At 46.5% G+C, this 21,935-nt stretch carries 17 protein-coding genes; 6 read left to right on the top strand and 11 right to left on the bottom strand.

The window, feature by feature from the left end:
* The first annotated feature begins 43 nt into the window (after positions 1-43).
* From H6570_12390 to H6570_12380, 3 genes are all read left to right on the top strand, one after another.
* Positions 44-286 carry a DUF1059 domain-containing protein gene (locus H6570_12390; protein ID MCB9320078.1) on the top strand — a complete coding sequence of 81 codons (243 nt, stop codon included), beginning with the start codon at positions 44-46 and terminating at the stop codon, positions 284-286.
* A 163-nt stretch (positions 287-449) separates the two neighbouring features.
* Positions 450-1,334 (top strand): phosphatase PAP2 family protein, encoded by an 885-nt coding sequence (locus H6570_12385; GenBank protein MCB9320077.1) that lies wholly within the window; start codon positions 450-452, stop codon positions 1,332-1,334.
* Positions 1,334-2,458, top strand: coding sequence for a hypothetical protein (locus H6570_12380; GenBank protein MCB9320076.1), 1,125 nt, complete (start codon positions 1,334-1,336; stop codon positions 2,456-2,458). The genes H6570_12385 and H6570_12380 overlap by 1 nt, the downstream gene beginning before the upstream one ends.
* 161 nt (positions 2,459-2,619) lie before the next feature.
* Here H6570_12380 and H6570_12375 read toward each other — a convergent pair whose 3' ends face one another.
* The 10 genes from H6570_12375 to H6570_12330 all read right to left on the bottom strand — a co-directional run bounded on the left by H6570_12375 (position 2,620) and on the right by H6570_12330 (position 14,334).
* Positions 2,620-3,459 carry an alpha/beta hydrolase gene (locus tag H6570_12375; GenBank protein MCB9320075.1) on the bottom strand — a complete coding sequence of 280 codons (840 nt, stop codon included), beginning with the start codon at positions 3,457-3,459 and terminating at the stop codon, positions 2,620-2,622.
* 366 nt (positions 3,460-3,825) lie between these two features.
* The gene (locus H6570_12370) at positions 3,826-4,401 is read right to left on the bottom strand and encodes a hypothetical protein (protein MCB9320074.1); all 576 of its coding nucleotides are present in this window, start codon (positions 4,399-4,401) and stop codon (positions 3,826-3,828) included.
* 155 nt (positions 4,402-4,556) lie between these two features.
* Complete coding sequence (locus tag H6570_12365) at positions 4,557-5,897, bottom strand: S41 family peptidase (GenBank protein ID MCB9320073.1); 1,341 nt, start codon at positions 5,895-5,897, stop codon at positions 4,557-4,559.
* A gap of 64 nt (positions 5,898-5,961) precedes the next feature.
* Positions 5,962-6,399, bottom strand: coding sequence for a MarR family transcriptional regulator (locus tag H6570_12360; GenBank protein MCB9320072.1), 438 nt, complete (start codon positions 6,397-6,399; stop codon positions 5,962-5,964).
* Between the two features lie 695 nt (positions 6,400-7,094).
* On the bottom strand, positions 7,095-9,407 hold the full coding sequence (locus H6570_12355; GenBank protein ID MCB9320071.1) for a gliding motility-associated C-terminal domain-containing protein: 2,313 nt from the start codon (positions 9,405-9,407) through the stop codon (positions 7,095-7,097).
* A 260-nt stretch (positions 9,408-9,667) separates the two neighbouring features.
* A complete protein-coding gene (arr, locus tag H6570_12350; protein ID MCB9320070.1) occupies positions 9,668-10,411 on the bottom strand; it encodes an NAD(+)--rifampin ADP-ribosyltransferase in 744 nt (247 codons plus the stop codon).
* Between the two features lie 4 nt (positions 10,412-10,415).
* The gene (locus tag H6570_12345) at positions 10,416-10,865 is read right to left on the bottom strand and encodes a GNAT family N-acetyltransferase (GenBank protein ID MCB9320069.1); all 450 of its coding nucleotides are present in this window, start codon (positions 10,863-10,865) and stop codon (positions 10,416-10,418) included.
* A 91-nt stretch (positions 10,866-10,956) separates the two neighbouring features.
* Entirely contained in the window at positions 10,957-11,295 is a 339-nt protein-coding gene (locus H6570_12340) for an Hpt domain-containing protein (protein MCB9320068.1), read from the bottom strand.
* Positions 11,292-11,678, bottom strand: coding sequence for a response regulator (locus H6570_12335; GenBank protein ID MCB9320067.1), 387 nt, complete (start codon positions 11,676-11,678; stop codon positions 11,292-11,294). The genes H6570_12340 and H6570_12335 overlap by 4 nt, the downstream gene beginning before the upstream one ends.
* Positions 11,665-14,334, bottom strand: coding sequence for a response regulator (locus H6570_12330; GenBank protein ID MCB9320066.1), 2,670 nt, complete (start codon positions 14,332-14,334; stop codon positions 11,665-11,667). Before H6570_12330 ends, H6570_12335 begins: the two co-directional genes overlap by 14 nt.
* A 121-nt stretch (positions 14,335-14,455) precedes the next feature.
* On the opposite strand from H6570_12330, the gene H6570_12325 reads away from it, so the two are divergent.
* From H6570_12325 to H6570_12315, 3 genes are all read left to right on the top strand, one after another.
* The gene (locus H6570_12325; protein ID MCB9320065.1) at positions 14,456-15,190 is read left to right on the top strand and encodes a response regulator transcription factor; all 735 of its coding nucleotides are present in this window, start codon (positions 14,456-14,458) and stop codon (positions 15,188-15,190) included.
* 134 nt (positions 15,191-15,324) lie between these two features.
* Positions 15,325-17,751, top strand: a complete 2,427-nt coding sequence (locus H6570_12320) for a family 78 glycoside hydrolase catalytic domain (protein MCB9320064.1) — start codon at positions 15,325-15,327, stop codon at positions 17,749-17,751.
* Between the two features lie 35 nt (positions 17,752-17,786).
* Positions 17,787-19,169, top strand: coding sequence for an aminopeptidase P family protein (locus tag H6570_12315; GenBank protein MCB9320063.1), 1,383 nt, complete (start codon positions 17,787-17,789; stop codon positions 19,167-19,169).
* Positions 19,170-19,472: 303 nt separating this feature from the next.
* Here H6570_12315 and H6570_12310 read toward each other — a convergent pair whose 3' ends face one another.
* On the bottom strand, positions 19,473-21,878 hold the full coding sequence (locus H6570_12310; GenBank protein ID MCB9320062.1) for a bifunctional YncE family protein/alkaline phosphatase family protein: 2,406 nt from the start codon (positions 21,876-21,878) through the stop codon (positions 19,473-19,475).
* Positions 21,879-21,935: the final 57 nt, after the last annotated feature.

The following is a 21,935-nucleotide window of genomic DNA, read 5'->3' as shown; positions in this document are numbered from 1 at the left end:
CGATCTTAAAACACCATTTTCATTTCTTTCCAAATCCTTAAACATGAAACGAATGACTTGCCGGCAATTGGGTGGCGCCTGTGATCAGGAATTTTTTGCCGATACCTTTGAAGAAATGGCTAAACAAAGCCAGGCTCACGGAAAAGAAATGTTCCAAAAACAAGATATGGCTCATTTACAGGCCATGCAGACCATGCAGAAGATGATGCAGTCCCAAGATGATTTTCAGAATTGGTTTCGGTCGAAGCAGCATGAGTTTGATGCGCTGGTAGATATAATCAATTGAAAACGAGAATCATAATCCTGTTTCTTAGAACTGTGCCCGTGCTGCAACATCTGCTTGAAAATGCATTAATGCTGTTACTTGTTGCTGAAACCAGAAAAACAGGACCAATTAAATTGATTCTGTATGAATGACGTTAACTTGTTTGCTTCATAGTTTGGTGCAAATGAATATGGTTAAGGATACGCAGTCGCTCAAGCCGGTCGAAGTTGTATTTTTGACTTATCTGCTGGGTTCAGCATTGATCATTCTGGTCTTTCGTACCCAACTGGATGTCTGGATTGATCAGATTGTCGTTAGGGCGCTGGCTCTGTTTCTGGTTATTGGGTACACCCTGATGAGGCAAAGCAGGTTTATTTCATTTTTTAGAATATTCACCCCATTTTTTTTCTTATCCTATTTTTATGCTGAATCGGCATTATTCCATAAGCTGGTATTTTCCGATTTATTGGATCAATATTTTGCAGGATTGGATCAATATCTTTTTGGATGGCAACCTTCTATTGAGTTTTCAAAACATTTCAGTGCTACCTTGTTTTCGGAACTTATGTTTTTCGGTTACTTTTCATACTATGTGTTGATCATTGGATTACCGGTCTACATTTATTGGGTCATTAATAAAGAGATTGGTGAACGTTTTGCTTTTATTATTGTCAATTCGCTTTTGATTTATTACGTCATCTTTTCGCTCTTTCCAGTAGCTGGCCCTCAGTTTTATTTCAATAATGATTTGATTCAGGTGCCGGCGGGATATGTTTTTGAGCCTGTGATCCGGCTGATCCAGGGTATGGCGGAGCGTCCTACCGGGGCGTTCCCCAGTTCTCATGTAAGCATCTGCCTGATGCTGGTTTGGGGGTGTATGAAATATGCCAGGAAATGGATTTATTTGGTGGTGCCAACGGCAGTGTTGCTTATCTTATCGACCGTTTACATCGGGGCTCATTATGTGGTAGATGTTCTGGGAGGTATTTTATTCACACCGGTTATATACTGGTTTTCAGGCTGGCTATATGACTTGCTTTCAAGACACCACTTTAAACTTACGAAATAATGGAAATCCGTATATCTGAAGTCCGTAACAAACAGGAACTGCGGACTTTTATTCATCTGCCTGCCATCATTCACCGGAATCACCAGAATTGGGTGCCTCCTATTTATATGGATGAGTGGGTGTTTTTCAATCCTAAGAAAAATAAAGCTTTTTCACACTCGGATACCATCCTGTTGCTTGCCTATCAGGGTGATAACGTGGTTGGCCGGATTATGGGAATAATCAATCATCAATACAATGCTGCCGAGGAGCTGAAAGAGGTCCGGTTCTTTTGTCTGGAAACTTTCGATGATTATCGTGTCGCTGAACTGCTGATACGGTCGGTAGAGGATTGGGGCAGGGGAAAAGGCATGACTAAATTCGTCGGACCGCTGGGATTTTCGGACAAAGATCCACAGGGCTTAATGGTAGAAGGTTTTGAATATTCGCCGGTTATTGCTACTACGTTTAATTTTGAATACCTGGTGGATTTTGTGGAAAAGGCCGGTTTCAGTAAGAAGGTGGATTTGGTGGTTTATAAATTGGATGTGCCTAAAGAAATTCCGGAATTTTATACCAGGATTTACGACCGTGCCATGCGCAATAATCAACATCTGCGGGTGGTGAAATTTAAAAATAAACTTCAGTTAAAGCCTTACATCAAGCCGGTATTCCAGTTGGTCAATGAGACTTTCCAGGAAATTTATGCCTTCACGCCTTTGACAGATGAAGAGATGAATGAATTGGCTGGACGATATTTGCCGGTACTGGATCCCCGGTTTGTAAAAGTCATTGAAAAAGAGAAAAAGGAGGTGGTTGGATTTATTCTGGCCATGCCGGATATCAGTGAAGGGATTCGTAAATGCAGGGGCAGGGTGCTACCCTTTGGTATATTCCAGATCCTGCGGGCCCAGAAAAAGACAAAACAGCTGGATTTACTGCTCGGAGCCATCCGTCAGGATTACCGGAATACCGGATTAAATACCATTCTCGGTATTGAAATCATGCGTGAATGTCAAAAAGCGGGCATGGAGTTGATCGATAGCCATCTCGAACTGGAGACGAATACCAAAATGCGCGCTGAAAATGAAAAGCTGGGTGGAACGGTGTATAAGCGCTACCGGATATTCCAAAAAGATATTTAGCGTCAGGAGATCAGAACATCATAGCTTAGGGAGGATCCAGCCAAATATCTAAGATCTTAAATCGGATAATATTTAGTATTCCCCTTGGTAACCCTTTGATAGGAGCCAGGGGGATAATGAATATTGAGCGACATTCACCATAAAGCATTCATCCTTCAACATTATTTTAGAAAGCCATTCTCCATCAGCCAATCCCGGAGTCTTTCCTTCCAGGTACTGAGGACTGCATCCTGCGGGGCAAAACCAACGCCATGTTTTCCGGGTTGGTAGATGTGCATTTCTGCCGGCACTCCGGCCTTTCGCAATGCCAGATAGAAATAGACACTATTTTCGGCGGGTACGCCCGTATCGGCGTCGGTGTGAAATAGAAATGTCGGTGGGGTATCTGCTGTGACCTGTGTTTCATTTGATAGAGATGCCACCAGAGCAGGGTCCGGATTGGGTCCCAGGAGGTGATTTCTTGAGCCTATGTGGGTCCACGGCTGGTTCAGGCTGATCACCGGATAACATAAGATCATAAGATCCGGACGGCAGGACATCTGATCGATCAGGTTACGTGCATTTTTGTTTCCGCGATCAAAATGCGTACCCAGCGTAGATGCCAGGTGCCCTCCGGCGGAGAAGCCCATCACAGCGATCCGGTTGGGATCTACACCCCAGGCCGCAGCGTTGGCACGGATCATCCGCATTCCCCGCTGGGCGTCGTTGAGCATATCCGGGTGCTTGTATCCGGATCCATCGTCCTTACCCAGGCGGTATTGCAGGATGAAGGCATGGATGCCCAGTGAGTTGAACCATTGCGCGATCTGTTTGCCCTCGTGGTCCATCGCCAGGTGAGCATAGCCACCTCCCGGGCAGATCATCACCGCACTGCCGGTGGCTGTTGTCGGTGGTGCCAGGTTGGTGATCAGATGTGGAGCCGGACCATGGTCCATAGGAACATTGTCGTATAACAAGAGGGTATCCTGTGCCTTGCTTGCCGTACTGGACAGCATAACCATTAACAAAAACATAATTGAACGATGTGCCATCATACCGGATTATTTACCGGAAGATAAGAAACGTGTGGACGTGTTTATGTAATTACGTGTTTCCGTTGCCAGCAAACAACGAACGGCTATTTTACCACTAAGGCACACAGGACACATAGGAGCACAAAGAGGAATTGTCCTAATGTGAAACAACAAACAGCAAACAGCTATTTTACCACCAAGGCACTTAGGGCACTTAGAAGCACTAAGAGGAATAGTCCGAATGCGAAACAACAAACATCAAACAACGAACATCAAACAACGAACAGTTAACTACGTACAGCGAATAGCGTACACTGAAAAGCGAATACCACTCGGCGAACTGCGCCCAACCATTCACTTCTTCGTTCCTTCCAGCACATTGACACCGGCCGGTAATGGATTGCCTGAGGAGCGGCGGAAGGTCACAACCTGGCCGACATGCCAGAGCGCGTCGGAAATAGGACCGTTGATCAGATTCCAGAATGGGTATTCTTTCGTGCCGCCGGATCGCTGAAAGGCCATGGGTAAGTCTTCGAGGTCGGTCTCCGGTTGCTTCAGGATTTCACTGGCCTGCCGGATGTTTTCCAGCGTGGCGTTGCGGTATTCGGCAAAGGTGGTCAAATTGGCATCATTGGGACCGGTTGGCTTACCCTGTGCTGTATTCAATAATACAAAGGTTAATCCATAGATGTGTTGAATGGTCTCAAAGGAAGTCCGTGCTTCGGCAGATGGTTTGAATTGCAGATCTTCATCACGAAGGCCTTCAGTTGCCCAGAAATAACGAAAGCCTAACCCATCCACCATGCGTGCAACGGCCGTAGTCGCCGTATACGTCTCGGGTACCGGTGGAATTTCATAATAATAAGGTTTATCCTGCCCGTAAAGTGATAATGAGGAAATGACGGCAAGTACAAGCAATAGTTTCTTCATTTCAAAGGATTAATGCAACGAATAACCTCCAATTTAAATAACTCTCCGGCAAAATGCATAAAAGATGGACCAGTCGTCGCTTTTAGGGACCAATGAAAAAAGGGGCCCCATGCCTGACATAGGTCCCCTCAACAGGTTAATCAAGAAATATTCGTTTAAGGCTGGATGGTCTTGCCGGATCGATCGGTACGGCCATCATCGTATTCACCATCGAGGGCGACGATGACCCCATTATCACGGATAAAATGAATCCTGAAATAGGGTAGATCTTCGATAAGAAAGCGGTCATTTCCCATGTAAACAAGTGGATAGATGACACCCTGGTCACGACGGTAAAACAATTGATTGTCTTTCAGAATGATCGAACGAGGTCCAAATGAGCCGGCATACGTCTTTAAGTCCGTTTCACTCATTGGAATGGGGTGGTTTAATACCTGTAATTGCTCCCGGGTCCAGTCATAGGGATTATCTGGATTGCGCTCATATTTCTCTGCCAATTTTTTCACGGCCTGGTAATGTGCTTCCAACAGTGCATCATTCGCTGGCACCTTGATGTCCGGTTCTACGCCGGTGCCTTCCCAGTTGGTGTGGGTAATTGGATTGATAGCCCGGCCGTTGGGTACAAAAATGCCAAATTCATCACTGGCGGGCAGAACATCTCCCGGATGAGCACCACCTCCGGTTGTTTCGCCGACAATGGTCGCCCGTTTCAGGTTCTTAAGATTGTAGGTGAATTCTTCAGCAGCGGAGAATGTGCCACGGCTCGTCAGGATATAAACATCGGCATCCCCCAGGCGTTTGCCCGGAACATAGGGTAGGGTCCAGCGTTGTTCTGTGGCGTTTTCAGGACGATAGTAAAAGTCATTCAGGTGGACCAGGGATCCATTATACAGGTAACTGCTCAGGATCTGGATCATATTCGGGCTGCCTCCTCCGTTTTGCCGGAGATCAATGATCAGCGCTTTGGCATTCCCCAGAAAGTTCATGGCAGCCTCTGCTGCTTTTCCTGCATTCGGGGATCCGGAAAACCCATTGAATTTGAGATAGCCTACGCCGTGGGATAACATTTTTACTTCCTCAAATCCGTAGTTGTCGTCGGCATCTCGCTGCTCTATGAGTTTAACAATTTGCGCAGAGTCATTGGGTGAGTGGACCATGTTCAGTTCTGCTACCATACGCGGATTATACATAAGGTGGATGTGCAGATCATGATTCACCGATTGCAGATCATCCGTAATACTTGCCGCAAAATCATTGGGGTTCGTAAGGTTATCGTATTTGCCGGCTTTCAGATTGGAGGCGATCAGGGACTGCATTTCTTTGGCCTTATCGGGAAACACATAATTATCCACCAGCAGGACGCCAATGGAATCCACCACTGCTTGCATTTTAGCATGATCCATTACCGGTAAATTACCCTGTCCGGATGCTCTGGACACAAATAACATGCATAGTACTATTCCAGAAAAAATCAATCGTTTTATCATCATTTTCATTTTAGAGGTTTCGAAAAAAGGTTTAGTATGAATGAACAGAAAAAGGTTTAGTATGAATGTTTTTTTAGCCTTGGCAGTTATTGGTGATTTTTTGCAATAATTTTTTTAATAACTCCTCGTCGTTTTTTGAGATCCCGTTTAGAGCGTCTTTACGATAGGTGTCGACAGTATCATCCAGGTGGTTTAATACCTGATTTCCGGCTTCGGTAATGGTCAGGTCAAATCTTCGCCGGTCCACCGTGTGCATCTTTCGCTCCAGGTATTCTTTTTTCACCAGCAGGTCGATGATACGGGTTACGGAGGCATAATCCTTAAAGACCATGTCGGCAATCTGCTTCTGCGTGATCTCCTCGTGATCCTGGATGGCGCGAAGGATCAGCAATTGATCTACAGTGATGTCAATGCCCTGAGCTACAATACGTTTTTGAGCAAATTGACGGTACACCTTGATGGCTTTCTCGATGGCATAGAATACGGTTTGGCTTGGATTGATGACCGTCATAAAGTTATTTGATGTAAATATAGTTGATATATCAATTATATGCAAGAGGAGGTAATGGAATAAATTGTGTTAAGGGAGTCTATTGTCATTGCGACGAGGAACGAGCGCTGCAATCCATTATGCACAAACCGACAAGCCTCCGCTTAGAGCGCAGCTCGCCTCTGTGTCCTAAGAGCCCTAGGAGCGCGGTTTTTACTAATTTCTATACGACAATCGCTGAACGGGGCAAAAATTTAACTCCGCGTCTCTTCGTGTAAACTCTGTGTAACTATAAACTCTGTGTAACACTGTGGTTAAATACAACCCACACGGACAGCTACGGCACTTTGCGAGATGCCTCGCTGTGACAACCAGGGGATTGTTATTGCGAGCGAGGAACGAGCGACGCAATCCATACCCCTGTCCCTTAGCAAAACTGTCATTCCGAACAGATTTGCATCGCAAATCGTCGTGAGTTCCCTTATTACTTTCAAAGCAGCATAAGCGATAAGACTCCATCATCGTTTCTAAGGTTCAGGAAGCAGGGTTTCCAACACCATGTTCCAGGCATACTTGCTTCTCAAGCAAAGCTGTCATTCAATCCTAAGGACGAGCAACGCAATCCATTTTTGCAAATCTCTCATGAACAGCGTCGTCGCTTTGCCAAGCTCCTCGCTGCGACAGTTAGTTGCTCTGATTAATTCCAATCGCAGACTTTATTTCACGACCGAAACATCTCCTTTGCGTATTTCGGTTTCTCCATCGATGAAATGCAATTCCGCTACCCAGACATAAACACCTGCTTCGACCGGCAAGCCTGCACGGGTGCCATCCCAGCCATCTTGTTCATTACCGATGACCAGGTTGTTTTTTCCGAATAGTTTATCACCCCAGCGGTTATAAATCGACAAATTGAAATAGTCCAGTTCTTTATTTCCGAATAAGGTGAAAAAATCATTGTTGGAGTCAGAATTCGGCGAAAATACGTTCGGCGCAAACACATTCCGGTTTTTAATAACCTGAATATAAAGGGACAGGGAATCCCTGCAGAGATCGGCGGAACTAACCCAAATCCGGTAGGCGCCGGATTGCAGTGGTTTGACCACTGGTTCCAGACAGGAATTGCAACTGAGTTCATCAACGCCCTCCCACCGGATCATGCTCAGATCGGATGTACTGGACTGAATTTCCAATTGTACCTCATCGCCTAAATGCACTTCATAGTTTGTTAAGCCAGTCAGTTCAGGGATGATAGGCGCCCGGATCTCGCTCTCTGTCTGCGTGCTGCAGCCCTGGTCATCCCTTATGATTAGCGCATAAATACCGGCGGCAAGAGAATCAAAACGGCTCTTTGAGGCAAATTCTGATCCATTCAATGAAAAAAGATAAGGCCCTGTACCGCCTTCCACATTATGCACGATAATGCTTCCGGTATTGTATCCATCGCAGGACGCATCCGAGGTACTTAGTGTTGCTTCCAGTGGAGGTGGACTGGTAACTTCAAAGGATTCGGTCAATTGACAGCCCTGTGCATCGGTTACGGTAAGCGCGCAATTGCCGGCAGCAAGATTGGTCGCAGTGGGCGACTCCTCTCCCGTATCCCAAAGATACTGATAGGGCGAAGCACCCCCGGCTATGGTGACTGAGATTACGCCATCAGAACCTCCATAGCAAGATAACATCGAGCCATCATGATCCGAAAAAGCAGGAAAAAGCAGGAGAGGATCTGGCGTTTCGATGTCGATGAGGAGCACCTGATGATTACCCTGGGCATCCATTATTTTGATGGCTACCGTCCCCCGGGGAAGGCCCGAAATGATTTCTTCGGTATTTAATGCACTAATCGAACCCTCCCCGGTCAGGCCTTCGCGTAAATGCTGCCAGATGTAAGTGAAAGGCGCGTTACCATTGGTCAATTCAAACCGGATTTCCCCGTCCCGGTCGCCAAAACAGCTCACGTCAACGACGCTGTATTCCACCTGAATATTGCAGCGGATGACTTCCAGATCCAGATTGATCAGGCTGTCGCACATGGCGCTACTCTGGAGCATTTGCTGGTAATAACCAGCCTGGTAATAAGGTGTGTTCCCTAAAAAGACCGTATCACCTTCACAGATGGTGAGCGTCAGGTCTTTTACCGCTGGTCTTACTCTGCTGATGTTTACAATAACCACGCTATCGCAACCATTCTCCCCAGGAAAGGAATAGGTGTGTATCCCGTCTTCGCAAAAAAGGGTGTCTCCAATCGCAAAACAATCATCGGTACACAACAGGATGGGCAGGGTGTCCGGAGTGGGAATGCCGACCTGAATTTCTTTGCAGGTAGTCGTTGCCTCGTCGCAGGCATTACGGGCCGTAACGCACAGGTTATACAGCCCTTCCTGCGGAAAATTGAGGGTGATCGATGGCAGGGTAGGGTCTCCCACCGGTTGGCCGTTCAATGTCCAATCGAACAACACCGCGCCCGTTTCTGGTTCTGTTGTGAACACCTGATCGATATCCGGGCAGGTACGATCGACACCCTGGATGGGAGCCGTGACAGTCAGTGGATCCACGGCGGTGGAACCTTCCAAAACCTCAAATGTCCAGTTGCAGTTGTCGCCGTTATTTCCATCCATCGCCAGGTAATAGTATTGTCCGATTACCAGCGGTTCAGTCATGGTAAAGATGGCCGACTGACCGCCGCGGACTTCTCCTTCGCAGTTGGAGATGAGTTTAAAGGACTGACAGTCAATGCTCTTGTAGATACCCATCTCCAATCCGTCGCCGGTGACGCAATTGCCTACGGTCAATTTGATCTTGAGGCTGGTGGATGCGGCCTGAAAAGCAATCCACTGCGCATTGTGAACGATGTGGGTGCAGAAATTGGCAGGCAGCGTGCCCCGGACCGCACTTTCATGCCGGCCGGTGAAGCCGTCAATGTTGCATATGATACAAGCCTCTATGCAGGTCGGTGTCATCTGTGGATTTTTTACATCACACGGTTCTGGCTGGGCTGAAGCATTTACGACAAACAAAACGAGCAACATGCCTGGCAATAGATGCTGTAAAATCCGTATCCTTTTCGAAAAAATATCCTTCATGTCGATGGTCATGGATACTGGAAAAAGCCTGGCGAACCTGCTTTGTACTCAAAAGATCTGCAAGGAATGGATGGATAAAGAAGGATCCGTTTTTCGTTTTATTGGAATAATTCAACGCAAATTTTCGGAGAATAAAATAATTCCAACAAACTCAGCATACTATGTAATGCTGACCGAGAAACGAGCGTCAGTAAGAAATGCTTGTTTTAATTGATAATTTTCCCCTGGTTATTCGCCAGTTTTTCGCGCCAGTGTTTCAGCTCTTCCGGCGTAATTCGAACCCAGTCGTTGATCTCGCCGACGATTTTCAGCGGTTCGCTGGTCCGGTAGGAGCGGGTAGGGTTGCCAGGAAATTTTTTGTCGGTCACATTCGGATCGTTTTCGAATTTTCCGGTGGGTTCCACGATGTAAACTCTTTCCTGTCCATCACCGGTTGCCAATGCCGCGGCCAGCCCGGCCCCGTTGATCAGTGCGGTAAAATAAATGTGATTCATGATGATGTCGCTCTGGTAGTTAGACCGGTATCCGGCAGTGAGTAAATCACCAATCTGCATGTCGGCGCGGGTTCCGTGGTAGAAAGGCCCGGTATCGGACAAATTGGCGGCTACCGCTGTAGCCAGGGATGTATAATTTTCTGCTTGGTCAAATTTGCCCAGATGCTCACAGCAGGCAGCCAGTTTCAGGTATAAATTGGGCAATGCACTGTTGGCACTTAAATTATTGGTTTTCAATGCATGGTGAACTGCTGTTTCGAGCCATTGTAATTGCGGCATTGCATCTTTTTGCTGGCGGGCGATGTAATATGCCGCCAGGAATCGTTCAAAGTCATTGGTTGCTTCATTCCAGACAACTTGAAATATTCGGATAGCCTCTTCCGGGTTACCCTGGTCTTCCTGGGCCATACCTTGCAAGCAACGCTTGACGATCGGATTGTTGGGACTGAATTCCATCCTTTTATTTTGATTGTGTTATGGGCATTTGCATCTGGTACAGGTGATAATTTTTGGCCCAATAATCCTGCTCAATGCTTACCACCTCAAAGCCCATTTTTTCATAGAATGTGTAGGCCAGTTGAGAAGTTCTCACTACGATTATCGCTATCCTGGGGTCTTTGAGGATGTGCTCTATCCGAAATTGCGTTAACTTTTTTCCGATGCCTTTGCCCTGCATTGCCGGGTCGACCATATCCCATGATATTCGCGCGATCTTTTCTTCCGGGAAATAATTGATCCCTCCGGCTCCGACGATCCGGCCATCTTCCTCATAGACAAAATAATCCTCCAGTTCATAGTCCAGGTAATGTTTAAAATCGGCTTCTTCGGAAGGGGCAAAATAAGCCGGGGTGTTCTGCCTGAGGAGGGTAATGATTCCAGGCTTGTCCTTAGCTGCATAGAGTCTGATCATGGCACTGAAGGTCTTTAAACCTGAGCAAAGATGCAAGAACTGTTGCCAATGCATGGCTTTGTTCCTTGAATATTTATTTGAGTCAATGGGATCAAAGTTCTTTTAAGATTTCGTTCAGGGTATCCGTCGAGAGGACGTGGATACGTTCAGCCAGATTGTAATGTTCTAAAATTCCGGAGGTGTCTCCTTCCTTTGCGGCTTCTTCGATAGCAGTCAATTCAGTTTTTAATGTTTTGATACCCATGAAATCAGCCTGCGGTTTTAAGGAGTGTGCATAGATGCGTAGTTGTTCCCAGTCTTGATCCTGAATGCTCTTTTGCATTTCCTCGAAAGTCTTCGGGGCGGCAGTTAAATACAAGGTGATGTATCGTTTCATCTTCACCGGCTCGCCTTTCGTGAAGTCTTTCAGAAATGTTAAATCAATGGTCATGTATTCGCTTTTATGAGTTGAAAGATCTCTTGAAAGGCATCTTGCCCTTTTATCACGTAATGAACGGCGCCGTACATGATGGTCTGGGAAGCGGTTCCGTATTTTTTTTGACTGGAAAGCATGATTACGGGTAAATTTTTATTTCGACGTTTTATCTCTCGTAAAATATCGATCCCATTGGCGGCATTTTTTTCTTTGGAGTTTAAATAATAATCCAGTATGACCAGATTTGGGTTTAGGTCGAGCTGAGTCAGGCATGCTTCTCCTGTTGGAAAGGTTAATACGTGAAAGTCCTGGTTTTGATCCTTGATATAATCTGCCAGTAATTCGGTAAGCAAGGGTTCGTCATCAACTATAAATATCGTTGGGTTATAATTTTTCATGATTTTTGGAATAGGTTAGTTTAAATATTTTTTGAATGAGTTCATCCGTGTTGAAAGGTTTGCCGATGAAATCGTCCATCCCGGCCTGGTAACATCGTTCTACTTCTTCCTTAAGCACATTAGCGGTCATTGCAATGATTGGTATTGCTGACTTGCCATTGCTGAATGCACGGATTCTGGAAGTCGCTTCATAGCCATTTAATTTTGGCATCTGTACATCCATTAAAATGATATCATAGTTGGATAATTTGAATTTTTCAATGGCAATGGCGCCGTTTTCTGCCACTTCAATTTTAATGTTCTCGATGGCATCTTCCAGCTCTTCTTTAGCGACCATGGCATTAAACTGATTGTCTTCCACCAGTAGCAAACGGAGGTCCCTTAATGCCTCCCGGACAGAGGACTCCGAGCCAATGAAATCGGATTGACGGGCAGAAGCTTGATCTTTCGCAATTTCATAAGGAATGATAAAATGAAATGCACTTCCCTTGTCTTTTTCACTCTCCACCCACATTGAACCATGGTGTAGTTCAGCTAATTTCTTGGAGATACTTAAGCCTAAGCCGGTACCACCGAATTTGCGGGATGTGTCGCTGTATGCTTGTTCAAACGTCTTGAAGATTTTATCCAACCGGTCCTCTTCTATGCCAATCCCGGTATCCGATACGGTAAAGTGCAGTTTTACGATATCATCTTCTGATTGAGCGGTAACCGAGGTTGTAATCAGTCCGGTGTTTGTGAATTTGATGGCATTACCGATCAGATTAATTAGTATTTGCTTCAGTTTTGTTTCATCGCCCATTACAAAAAGCGCTTCCTCAGGTAATTTCTTTTTTAATTGCAAGCCTTTTTCCTCTGCTTTGAATTGCATGATTGTCAGGACGTTATTGATGGTCTCCTGAATAGAAAAAGGTTCTTTGCTTAGTTCGATCTTACCGGCTTCTATTTTGGATATATCCAGAATGTCATTAATGATCACCAGAAGTGAATCAGAAGATTGTTTGATGACTTGCAGATACTCATTTTGATCCTTACGCGGGGTACGACGGATTAATATGTCGGTCATTCCTTTGATCGCATTCATTGGCGTTCGAATCTCATGACTCATATTGGCCAGAAATTGATGTTTGGCTCGCTCACTGGTTTGTGCTTTTTGTTTTTCAGCCTCGATGATTTCGTTTTTTAATTTTAATTCCTTTTGAGTCCTTCGTATAAACCGTAGTCGGTAGTAGAGGCCTATCGCAATTATTGCAGACAAAATGCCTAATCCAATGAGGATATTTTTAGTTAGCCGTTGCTTGTTTAATTCGGACTGAAAAAGTAATTCCTTCTGATGTCTTATCTGTTCATATTGTAAACTGTCATCCAGTCGTTGCTTTACGAATTGGAAAGCTAATTCCTTGCGCAGAACTTCCTGACTGTTTCGGATCTGGGATATGGAATCCAGGAGTTGATAATATTTTTTGTAACCAGTTAAAGCAGTTTGGTATTGGCCTAGTGCTTCTTGAGCCCTTAGTAGGACTTTCGTGTTGTTCAACAGCGCAATGCCATTGTTTTTACCTACAAGTGCTATTCCTTTACGTGCTGCCTCAAGAGCCTTATTGGGCTGCTTCATCCCCAAATATGCGGTGGCCAAAGCGGCATAATAATAACCGATATCGTAAGGGTCCTGTTTGTTTTCATTAAATAGGTACTCTAATTGCAACAGATTGGTCAAAGCCTGGGAGTAATTTCCCTTCAGGTTCTGAATTTGAGCATTGATTGTTTTGGCTCGGCCCATACAGGGTTGGCATTCCGGAATGTTTGAATACTCCTTGAAAACATTATTTATGTACAGTTGTGCGCTATCAATTTCATTTATTAGTGTAAATAGTTCTGCCAAATTCATGTCAACGTTCATTTCCAGTTGTGGATTATTGATCTCCAACGCCACCTTTTTAGACTTGTGGTAATACGATTTGGCTTCCTGGAAATTTTGTAGATGTTTGTGGATTCCTCCTACAGTTAATAATTCCTCTGCGTAGTCGGAATCAGCAATATTATTGGCTTCTGCATATTCGATATTTTTTTGGTATAAGGATAGTGCCTCCGGGTATTTGTTATCGTAATAAAAATGAAGAGCTATGATGTTTAGTAATGGCACTTTTTCATTTACATCATCAGTCTTCCGTATTTTATTAAAAATCAATTGGTCTAGCTCATTGAGATCATTTTTGGTAATAATATTGTAAGTCTGATAGCAGAAGGTGGTAAGGAAGCGATATGCCCAGGTTAGGCTTTCCCGATCATTCTGATCAAGTGCAAGATGAAAGGCTTCTTTAGATGCTTCGCAACCCGCTTGTATGTTCTGCATTAACATTAATCCACCTGCTTCCAATGCTTTGAAAAAAGGTAATAAATTAACCTGCCCGGTTTGCAGAGCAAGCTCCTGGACTTTTGAAATACCCGGAACCCACCGCATGACTTCGGTATCGAGCACTTCCTGGCCGGTGATTGGGTAAAATCGTTGATAAAATGCGGCGACCCGAACTTTGGGTGGATTTACTGGATTATTCCATACCTGGAATAATGAATCTTTATTTACTTCCAGGGATAGGGCCTGAAAGGGGATGGCTAAGTGGACAGCAAAAAATAGTAGATTAAATTTGGATTTCATCTGTTTTCCAAGTGATGGACTGAAGATACATGTTATGTCCCCGGGATGCTTTGACTCAATGATCAAGTGGTTATTCTACTTATCAAGCGGTTGTTGATAAATATGTATCTTTCAATTGACAATGAATAAATTAAAGGCAATAATCGTCGAAGATAATGGTTTCATGGCTACGGCTTTGGAGGATTTACTGAGACAATTCAGTCAGTCGGTTAGCCTTGCAGGTTTGGCAAACTCCGGTGAAACTGCTATTGAAATAATTCGTGAGGTTAAACCCGATGTGGTTTTTTTGGATGTCGAACTCCAGGATATGACCGGGTTTGAGCTGCTTAGACGACTGCCGGATATTCGTTTTAAGACGGTTTTCACAACGTCTTACAGCCATTATGCCATTGAGGCTTTTCAGATTAACGCTTTACATTATTTGGTGAAGCCCATTAAAAGGCACGATCTTTCGGAAGCTATCCAGCGATGCCTGGTATCGTCCTATAATCCGGATAAATTTAACGCTGCCATTTCCAATATCGACCGTAATTTTAGCAATGACGGTAAGTTGATATTACCTACGCAAACAGGTACCTTACGTTTTTCATTTCTTCAAATAACGCACCTGGAAGGAGAGCGTAATTATAGTTTTATTCATCTGACAAATGGGGGTAAAGTGCTTTCATCCAAGAATTTAGCTTATTTTGAAGATGCTCTGGATGATCATCAATTTTTCAGGTGCCATAGATCTTTTATCATCAATAAAGTTCATGTGCAATCCGTTAACCATGGACTTGTTCTATTGAAGAATGGTCTCCAAATACCTGTTTCCAGGCGTAAAAAAATGCAGGTGCTTGATTGGATGAATGCATAATTCCTTTTACTAACTTCCATATGTTCAACCCATTCTTACCATGGAATTCGTGATATTTCATAAGAATTGATCTGCTGGTACTCATGTAACAATTGTAAAAAGGTATTTTCATCCGGTTAACGTATGAACCAATTATGGATTGGATAAAATATGGCTGGCTACTTGTAGTGGTGGCTTATGGCTGTAACGATAAGCTGGCGGATAGCCAGGATTCCGAAGTAAGCCTTGAGTCTGGGGCGTTCTGGATTCAGGACAGCCGACCGCTTCCGGATCAGGATTCTCTCTTCTACCTGGATCAGCCGGCCCCGCTTTTCAGAAAGGAATTTAATTCCACGGTGAAAATCAAGGAAGCGAAGCTACTGATTACCGCCGCTGGATATTACCAGGCCTGGATTAACGGGAATGTGGTCGGAAAAAATGTACTGGATCCAGTCTGGACCGACTACGGCAAACGGATTTATTACACCGAATACGATGTGACTTCTCTCCTTAATGCAGGGAATAATTGTTTAGGGGTCACGCTGGGAAATGGATTTTACAATCCGCTCCCGCTGCGTAAATGGGGCCAGCGAAATCTGCGGACAGACCTTGATAAAGTAGGGAAGCCGGCATTTATTGCTAAACTGATCCTGAATTTTGAAAATGGTTCGGCCCAGGAAATGGTCTCCGACACTTCGTGGAGATTTTCGTATGGTCCATTGCTGAAAAATGATGTCTACCTCGGGGTTACCTATGATGCGGGCCAGGAAGCAGATGGCTGGCTACGACCCGGCTATGATGACCAGAAGTGGGACCCGGTAAAGGTGGGCACCAGCCCGGGAGGGCAATTGCAAAAAGCATTTTTCCCTCCGGTTCAGGTCACACAGGAAATCACGCCTAAGGCTATTTACAGTCCGGTGCCCGGAATTTGGATGGTCGATATGGGAGTCAATTTTACCGGCACCTACCGGATCAAAATATCCGGCCAGACAGGGGATACCATCTCCATGCGATTTGGAGAGCGGATCTATGAGGATGGTACCCTCAATCCGATGACGACCGTTGCCGGACAGATCAAGCGAGAAGGTATGGGCGGTCCGGGCGCTCCAGACATCGCCTGGCAAGAGGACGATTACATCATCGGCGAGTCCGGAGAGGCCTGGTTTACACCGGAGTTTACCTATCACACGTACCGGTATATGGAGATCAGAGGACTTGCTTCGCAGCCGCTCCAGGAAGATATCCGGGGGCTTTTTATCCATTCCAATGTGAAGAGCGACAACCACTTTTCCACCGCATCTCCTTTGCTGAACTCGATCCAGGAGATCACGGAAAGAACTTTTCTGGCCAACCTGGTCGGTGTGCAATCCGATTGCCCGGCCCGGGAGAAATTTGGTTATGGCGGCGATCTGAATGCCACCAGTGAAGCCTTCATTTATAATTTTGACATGCAGGCTTTCTACCGGAAAACCCTCTACGACTGGATGGACGCCATGAATGACACCCTTTTTGTGGACACCGCACCCTTTGTGGGAATCAACTACTGTGGCCTCAGTTGGGAATCGGCCTTTCTCATCACCCAGTATTATCTCTATCTCTATTACGGTGACCTGGATCTGGTTAAGGAACTGTATGCAGCAGATATCCAGTGGATGCAAAAAGTCGCAAGGATCCATCCGGAAGGGTGGGTGGATGAAGGGTTGAGCGACCATGAATCCCTGGCCCCGGTGCCGGTCAAACTGACCGGGACCTGCCATTACTTGCAGTGTGCCCGGATTATGATATCGTTTGCAGACCTCATGGGTGATGAAAGAAACAAGGAGGAATATGAAAACCTCGCCGCCCGGCTTCAGGAGATGATCCGGAAAGAATATTGGGAAAAGCCCGCGGCAGGTGAAATCAATCGTCAAACGCTTTTTGGAACATTACTTTACCATGAAGTGATTCCGGCAGACCAGGTGCCAGCCGCTGTCGACTCGTTGCGTCAGGCACTGGAGGAAGCGCCGTCCGGACATTTCATTACCGGTATCTTCGGCACGAAATATGTCCTGGAAGCGCTTTCGCGCTATGGTTCTCCCCAGGAAGTCTACGATATCGTCAACAGTACCGCCTATCCGGGCTGGGGTTACATGATCAATCGGGGGGCAACCACCGTTTGGGAGACCTGGAAGGAGAGCGAAAACACCTATTCCAACTGCCATCCAATGTTTGGGTCGGTGACCGAGTGGTTTTACCGGTGGCTGGGAGGTATTCGGGCGGACCCAGGGCATCCGGGTTTCAAGTCGTTTGTGTTGGCGCCCTATATGCCGGAAGGACTGGATTCCGTTTCATGTACCTATCACGCACCGTATGGGCTAATTGCATCCAAATGGCAAAGAGAGGAGGGGGATCATTACCGCTATGAAGTCTCTATACCGGAAGGAAGCAGCGCTCAGGTTATCCTGCCTAAAGGCCATGCAAAAATTACCCGCATCAGGGATTTAATGAAAAATAAGGACCTTGACCCGGTGAAAGGCATGGAAGCTGGGCAAGTTAAACTGATCGGAGGGAATTATTTAATGATCATTTCAACCGATGACTGATCGGTCGAAAATTAATAGGGTATTAATAGATGGACATGTTTTCACCAAACACTTACCGGGAACGGCGCAAAGCATTAAAAGAAAAGGTGGCTACGGGGCTGATATTACTCTTCGGCAACGAGGACTCTCCGATGAATTATACCGATAACACCTATCATTTCCGGCAAGACAGTACATTCCTTTATTATTTTGGCATTCAACGGCCCGGTCTGATCGCGCTTCTGGATGTTGACAACGATCGGGAGATTCTTTTTGGCGATGATTACACGGTTGAAGATTGGGTTTGGATGGGCCCGCAACCCACTGTGAAGCATCTGGCTGAAAGCTGTGGCGTAGGTCAGGTGCAGCCATTAAATGAACTGGGTCCAAGCTTCACGAGGGCCAAAAATAGCAAGCAAGCCATCCATTTTTTGCCGCTATACCGGCCGGAGAATAAAATCAAATTACAAGCTCTAACCGGAATAGCGCCGGATGAAATTGCCGCTAAATGTTCCATCGATCTGGTGCATGCGGTGATCCAGCAGCGGGAATTCAAGGCGAAGGAAGAAATTGAGCAGATCAGCCGGGCGGTCGACGTGACGGTAGACATGCATGTGGCCGCCATGCGCTGTGCCCGGCCGGGCATGACCGAAGCAGAGGTGACTGCCGAGATCCATAAAGTGGCCATTGCGGCGGGTGGTAATCTTTCTTTCCCCATCATTGCTACCATCAATGGTCAGACCCTGCACAATCATTATCATGGCAATACGCTTAAGCAAGGGGATCTATTGTTGATCGATGCCGGTTACGAAAATGAAATGGGTTATGCCGGCGACCTTTCGAGTACTTTTCCGGTAAGCCGGAATTTTACCACCATGCAAAAAGACATCTACCAGCTTACGCTGGAGGCACATGAAGCAGCCATCCAGGCACTTGGTGTAGGCATACCGTTTCTTAATGCACATCTGGCGGCCTGCTCCACCATCTTTGACGGATTGAAGGCTATGGGCATCGCCAAAGGAAATACGGAAGATGCGGTTACCGCCGGCGCCCATGCCCTGTTCTTTCCCTGTGGCACTGGCCATATGATGGGATTGGATGTGCACGATATGGAGGATCTGGGTGAAGTTTGGATCGGGTATGATGGTAAACCCAAAAGCACCCAGTTTGGCTTGAAGTCCCTTCGGCTGGCCAAACCGTTGAAACCCGGCCATGTGGTGACCATCGAACCGGGAATCTACTTCATCCCGGAACTGATGGATCTATGGCGATCGGAAAATAAATTCAACGAATTCATCAATTGGGATAAGCTCTATACCTTCCGGAACTTTGGCGGCATACGTAATGAGGAGGATTTTGTAATGACGGCTGACGGCGCCCGGTTGTTGGGAAAGGCTAAGCCGAAGACGATTGATGAGTTGGAGGCGGTGTGGGGGTGATTGAAAATTGAGGATTAGCTGAAAAGACCACTGCCACTAAAAGCAAATATTATTTGCCACAGTGAGACACAGCGTTTTGATGCTCATTCCTCGGTCAGCATAATTAATCACAGTGGGACACAGAGTAGGTGCGGTAATGAGGTTTCTTTTTAATTATAGTTTGCAGCTCACCACAAAAGCTCGAATTGTTTTTCTCAAAATTCGTCTTTTCTTCGACCCATATTGCTTAGCGTCAACTGTCAGTCAGGTATATAATATACTCTATTTAACTCTGCGCAAAACGCTGTGTAACTCTGTGGTTAATCAATCCTCCATTTTTGCATTTAAAAACGCACTGCGGACCGGTGCAGGCATCTCACTGTCTTCCCCTTTCACGGCCTTCCAGATGATTTGACTGAACAAGAGATCGGGAACCCGATCCTCTTTGGTCAAATCGATCTTTTCACTCTGCTTAGCCGCCCAGGACATTTTTACGTTGACGTCATTCAGGTTGACCTGGTTGGTTACGGATGTAAACGGCGTAAGATCGGCCTGGTCGGTAAAACACCGCCACATGGGTTCGGCGGCAGCGTCGTACTGACTCATCGGCGGCAGGCCCAGGATGAGCTCCATCGTCCGTAGCATCGAAGAGGTGGAATACATGGTGTGATCCGCATAACCTCGCTTGACAAATGGTCCGGCCAGATAAGCGGTCGTCCGGTGTGCATCGACATGATCGCTGCCATTCTGGGCGTCATCTTCCACAATAAATACCGCACTTTCATTCCATATTTTGGATTGGGACAGGTGCTCCACAAAAAGGCCCACAGCCAGGTCATTGTCCGCCACATGCGCAAACACCGTAGGCTTCCCGACGCGTGCTCCTTCGGTGTGGTCGTTGCCAAAGCGGATGCTATTGAATCGGGGAACCTGGTTGATGGCTACCAGCGAATCAAACTCTTTCTTCCACAAGTTGAAGCGTACAGTGTCCCGGATGCCCATATCGAAACCGGGATAATCGGGGCAAAAATGTCCTTCCAGAGTAGGAATATTTGCTTTTTTGTCATCGACAAATTCACCATACGACCGGTACGAGACGCCGGCCCGCTGGCAATAGTCCCAAAAAAATCCATCGTCCGGACTGGCAATGGCTCTCTTTCCTTCCGAGTCATAGGTGCCACCGCGCCCACCGTAGCTGGACACCCAGGTTTTTTCCAGGTAGTCGTTAGCCTGGGCGGACATCGTCCAGCTGTGACCGTCCGCGCTCACTTCCCCATCGACGTAGAAGATGTCGAGTAACACAAATTCGTTAACCAGCTTATGCTGATTGGGGGTATATTTTTCTCCGAACAGGACCAAATCCGGATCCCCGTTACCCTCAGCTACGTCACCCAGGACCTGATCGTAGGTCCGGTTCTCCTTGATGATGTAAAAGACGTATTTGATGGGCGACGACTGGCCGACGATGGTGGGAATGGGATTACCGGGTTCACCGGAGGCCACGGTTTCTTTGCTCTTGTTGTAGGGCGTATTGGCATAGACCTGCCGGGCATAGGCTGCCAGCTCTTCTGCGTCCGGTAGATCGATGATGGACATCGTGCCTTTCATGAGTCCCCCGATGTATTCGATTTTGAGCAGCGCTTCTGCATCGCCCCGATGCCGTGCTGTGATCTGCTCAACGCTGGTGGGATCGGGACCATTGGGGTTGGCGAAGGATGAGAAGCCTTTGCCATTGGTCACATAGATCTTTTTCCCGACCACCTTGACATTGGTCGGATACCAGCCCACGGGGATGAAGCCCTGGGCCCGGGATTCTCCGGCTTCTTCAACATCAAAGACCGCCAGGCAATTGTTATTGGCATTGGCGACAAACAGGGTCTCTCCATCTTTGGATAAGGCCAGGCCATTGGTGGAAGAGCCGGTCGGTGCGTCCGGGTACAGGGCGGTCTGCAGGGTTTCGATGATTTTCCGGGTTGAGATATCGATGACCGATACGCTGTTGGTGCCGGCGTTGGCCACATAGAGTATTTTACCGTCTTTGGATAGCAATAGTTCATTGGGATTTTCTCCGACGGTGACCTGTCCCAGTTCCCTCAGATCATCGGTGGAGAAGATCGCTATTTTCCGGGCTCCCCACAGGGAGACGAACAGACTTTTTTTGTCGGGGGATAGTAGACAGGTATAGGCTTCAGTACCGAGCGGAATTTTCTTTTCAATGTTTTTGGTAGATGTGTTGATCACGTAGAGGGTACTGTCATCCTTGGTCGTGACGTATAATCGCTTCTTTTTGACATCGATGTCCAGCCCGGTGGGAGAGAGTTTCTTCGGCCAGGGCTTGGCCAGCACGATGGTGTCTTTAATGACCAATTTCTGATCCTCGACCTCCATTTGATAGATCCAGTTGTCATTGCCACCGCTGGCATACAGGGTATTGTTGTCGGCGAACTTCAATCCGTAAAAGGCTTTGCCAACGACCATCTGATCCAGCAGCTTACCTTTCTGCGCATCAATCAACTGGATGCTTTGCACGCTCTGACCGTTGTTGGTCACCGCCAGGAGTGCCTGATCCGGGCTCACGGCCATGTTGAGCGGTAAGTCACCCAGCGGCAGCATTCTGCCGGCCGGCGTCAGGGTCCATCCATTGGAAAGAAGTGTTTTAGTTCCAGGTAGTTGGGCGTGGATCGTCGAAAGTGAGGTAATCAGGATGAAAGCTAAAATAAACGGACGCATGATATTGAATCAATTGATATGGGTAAAGTTAACATCTTGTAGGGATTGTAGGTGTGA

It is taken from the genome of Lewinellaceae bacterium, assembly GCA_020636135.1.
Classification (GTDB): Bacteria; Bacteroidota; Bacteroidia; order Chitinophagales; family Saprospiraceae; genus JAGQXC01.
This window is presented reverse-complemented; position numbering and strand designations above follow the sequence as displayed.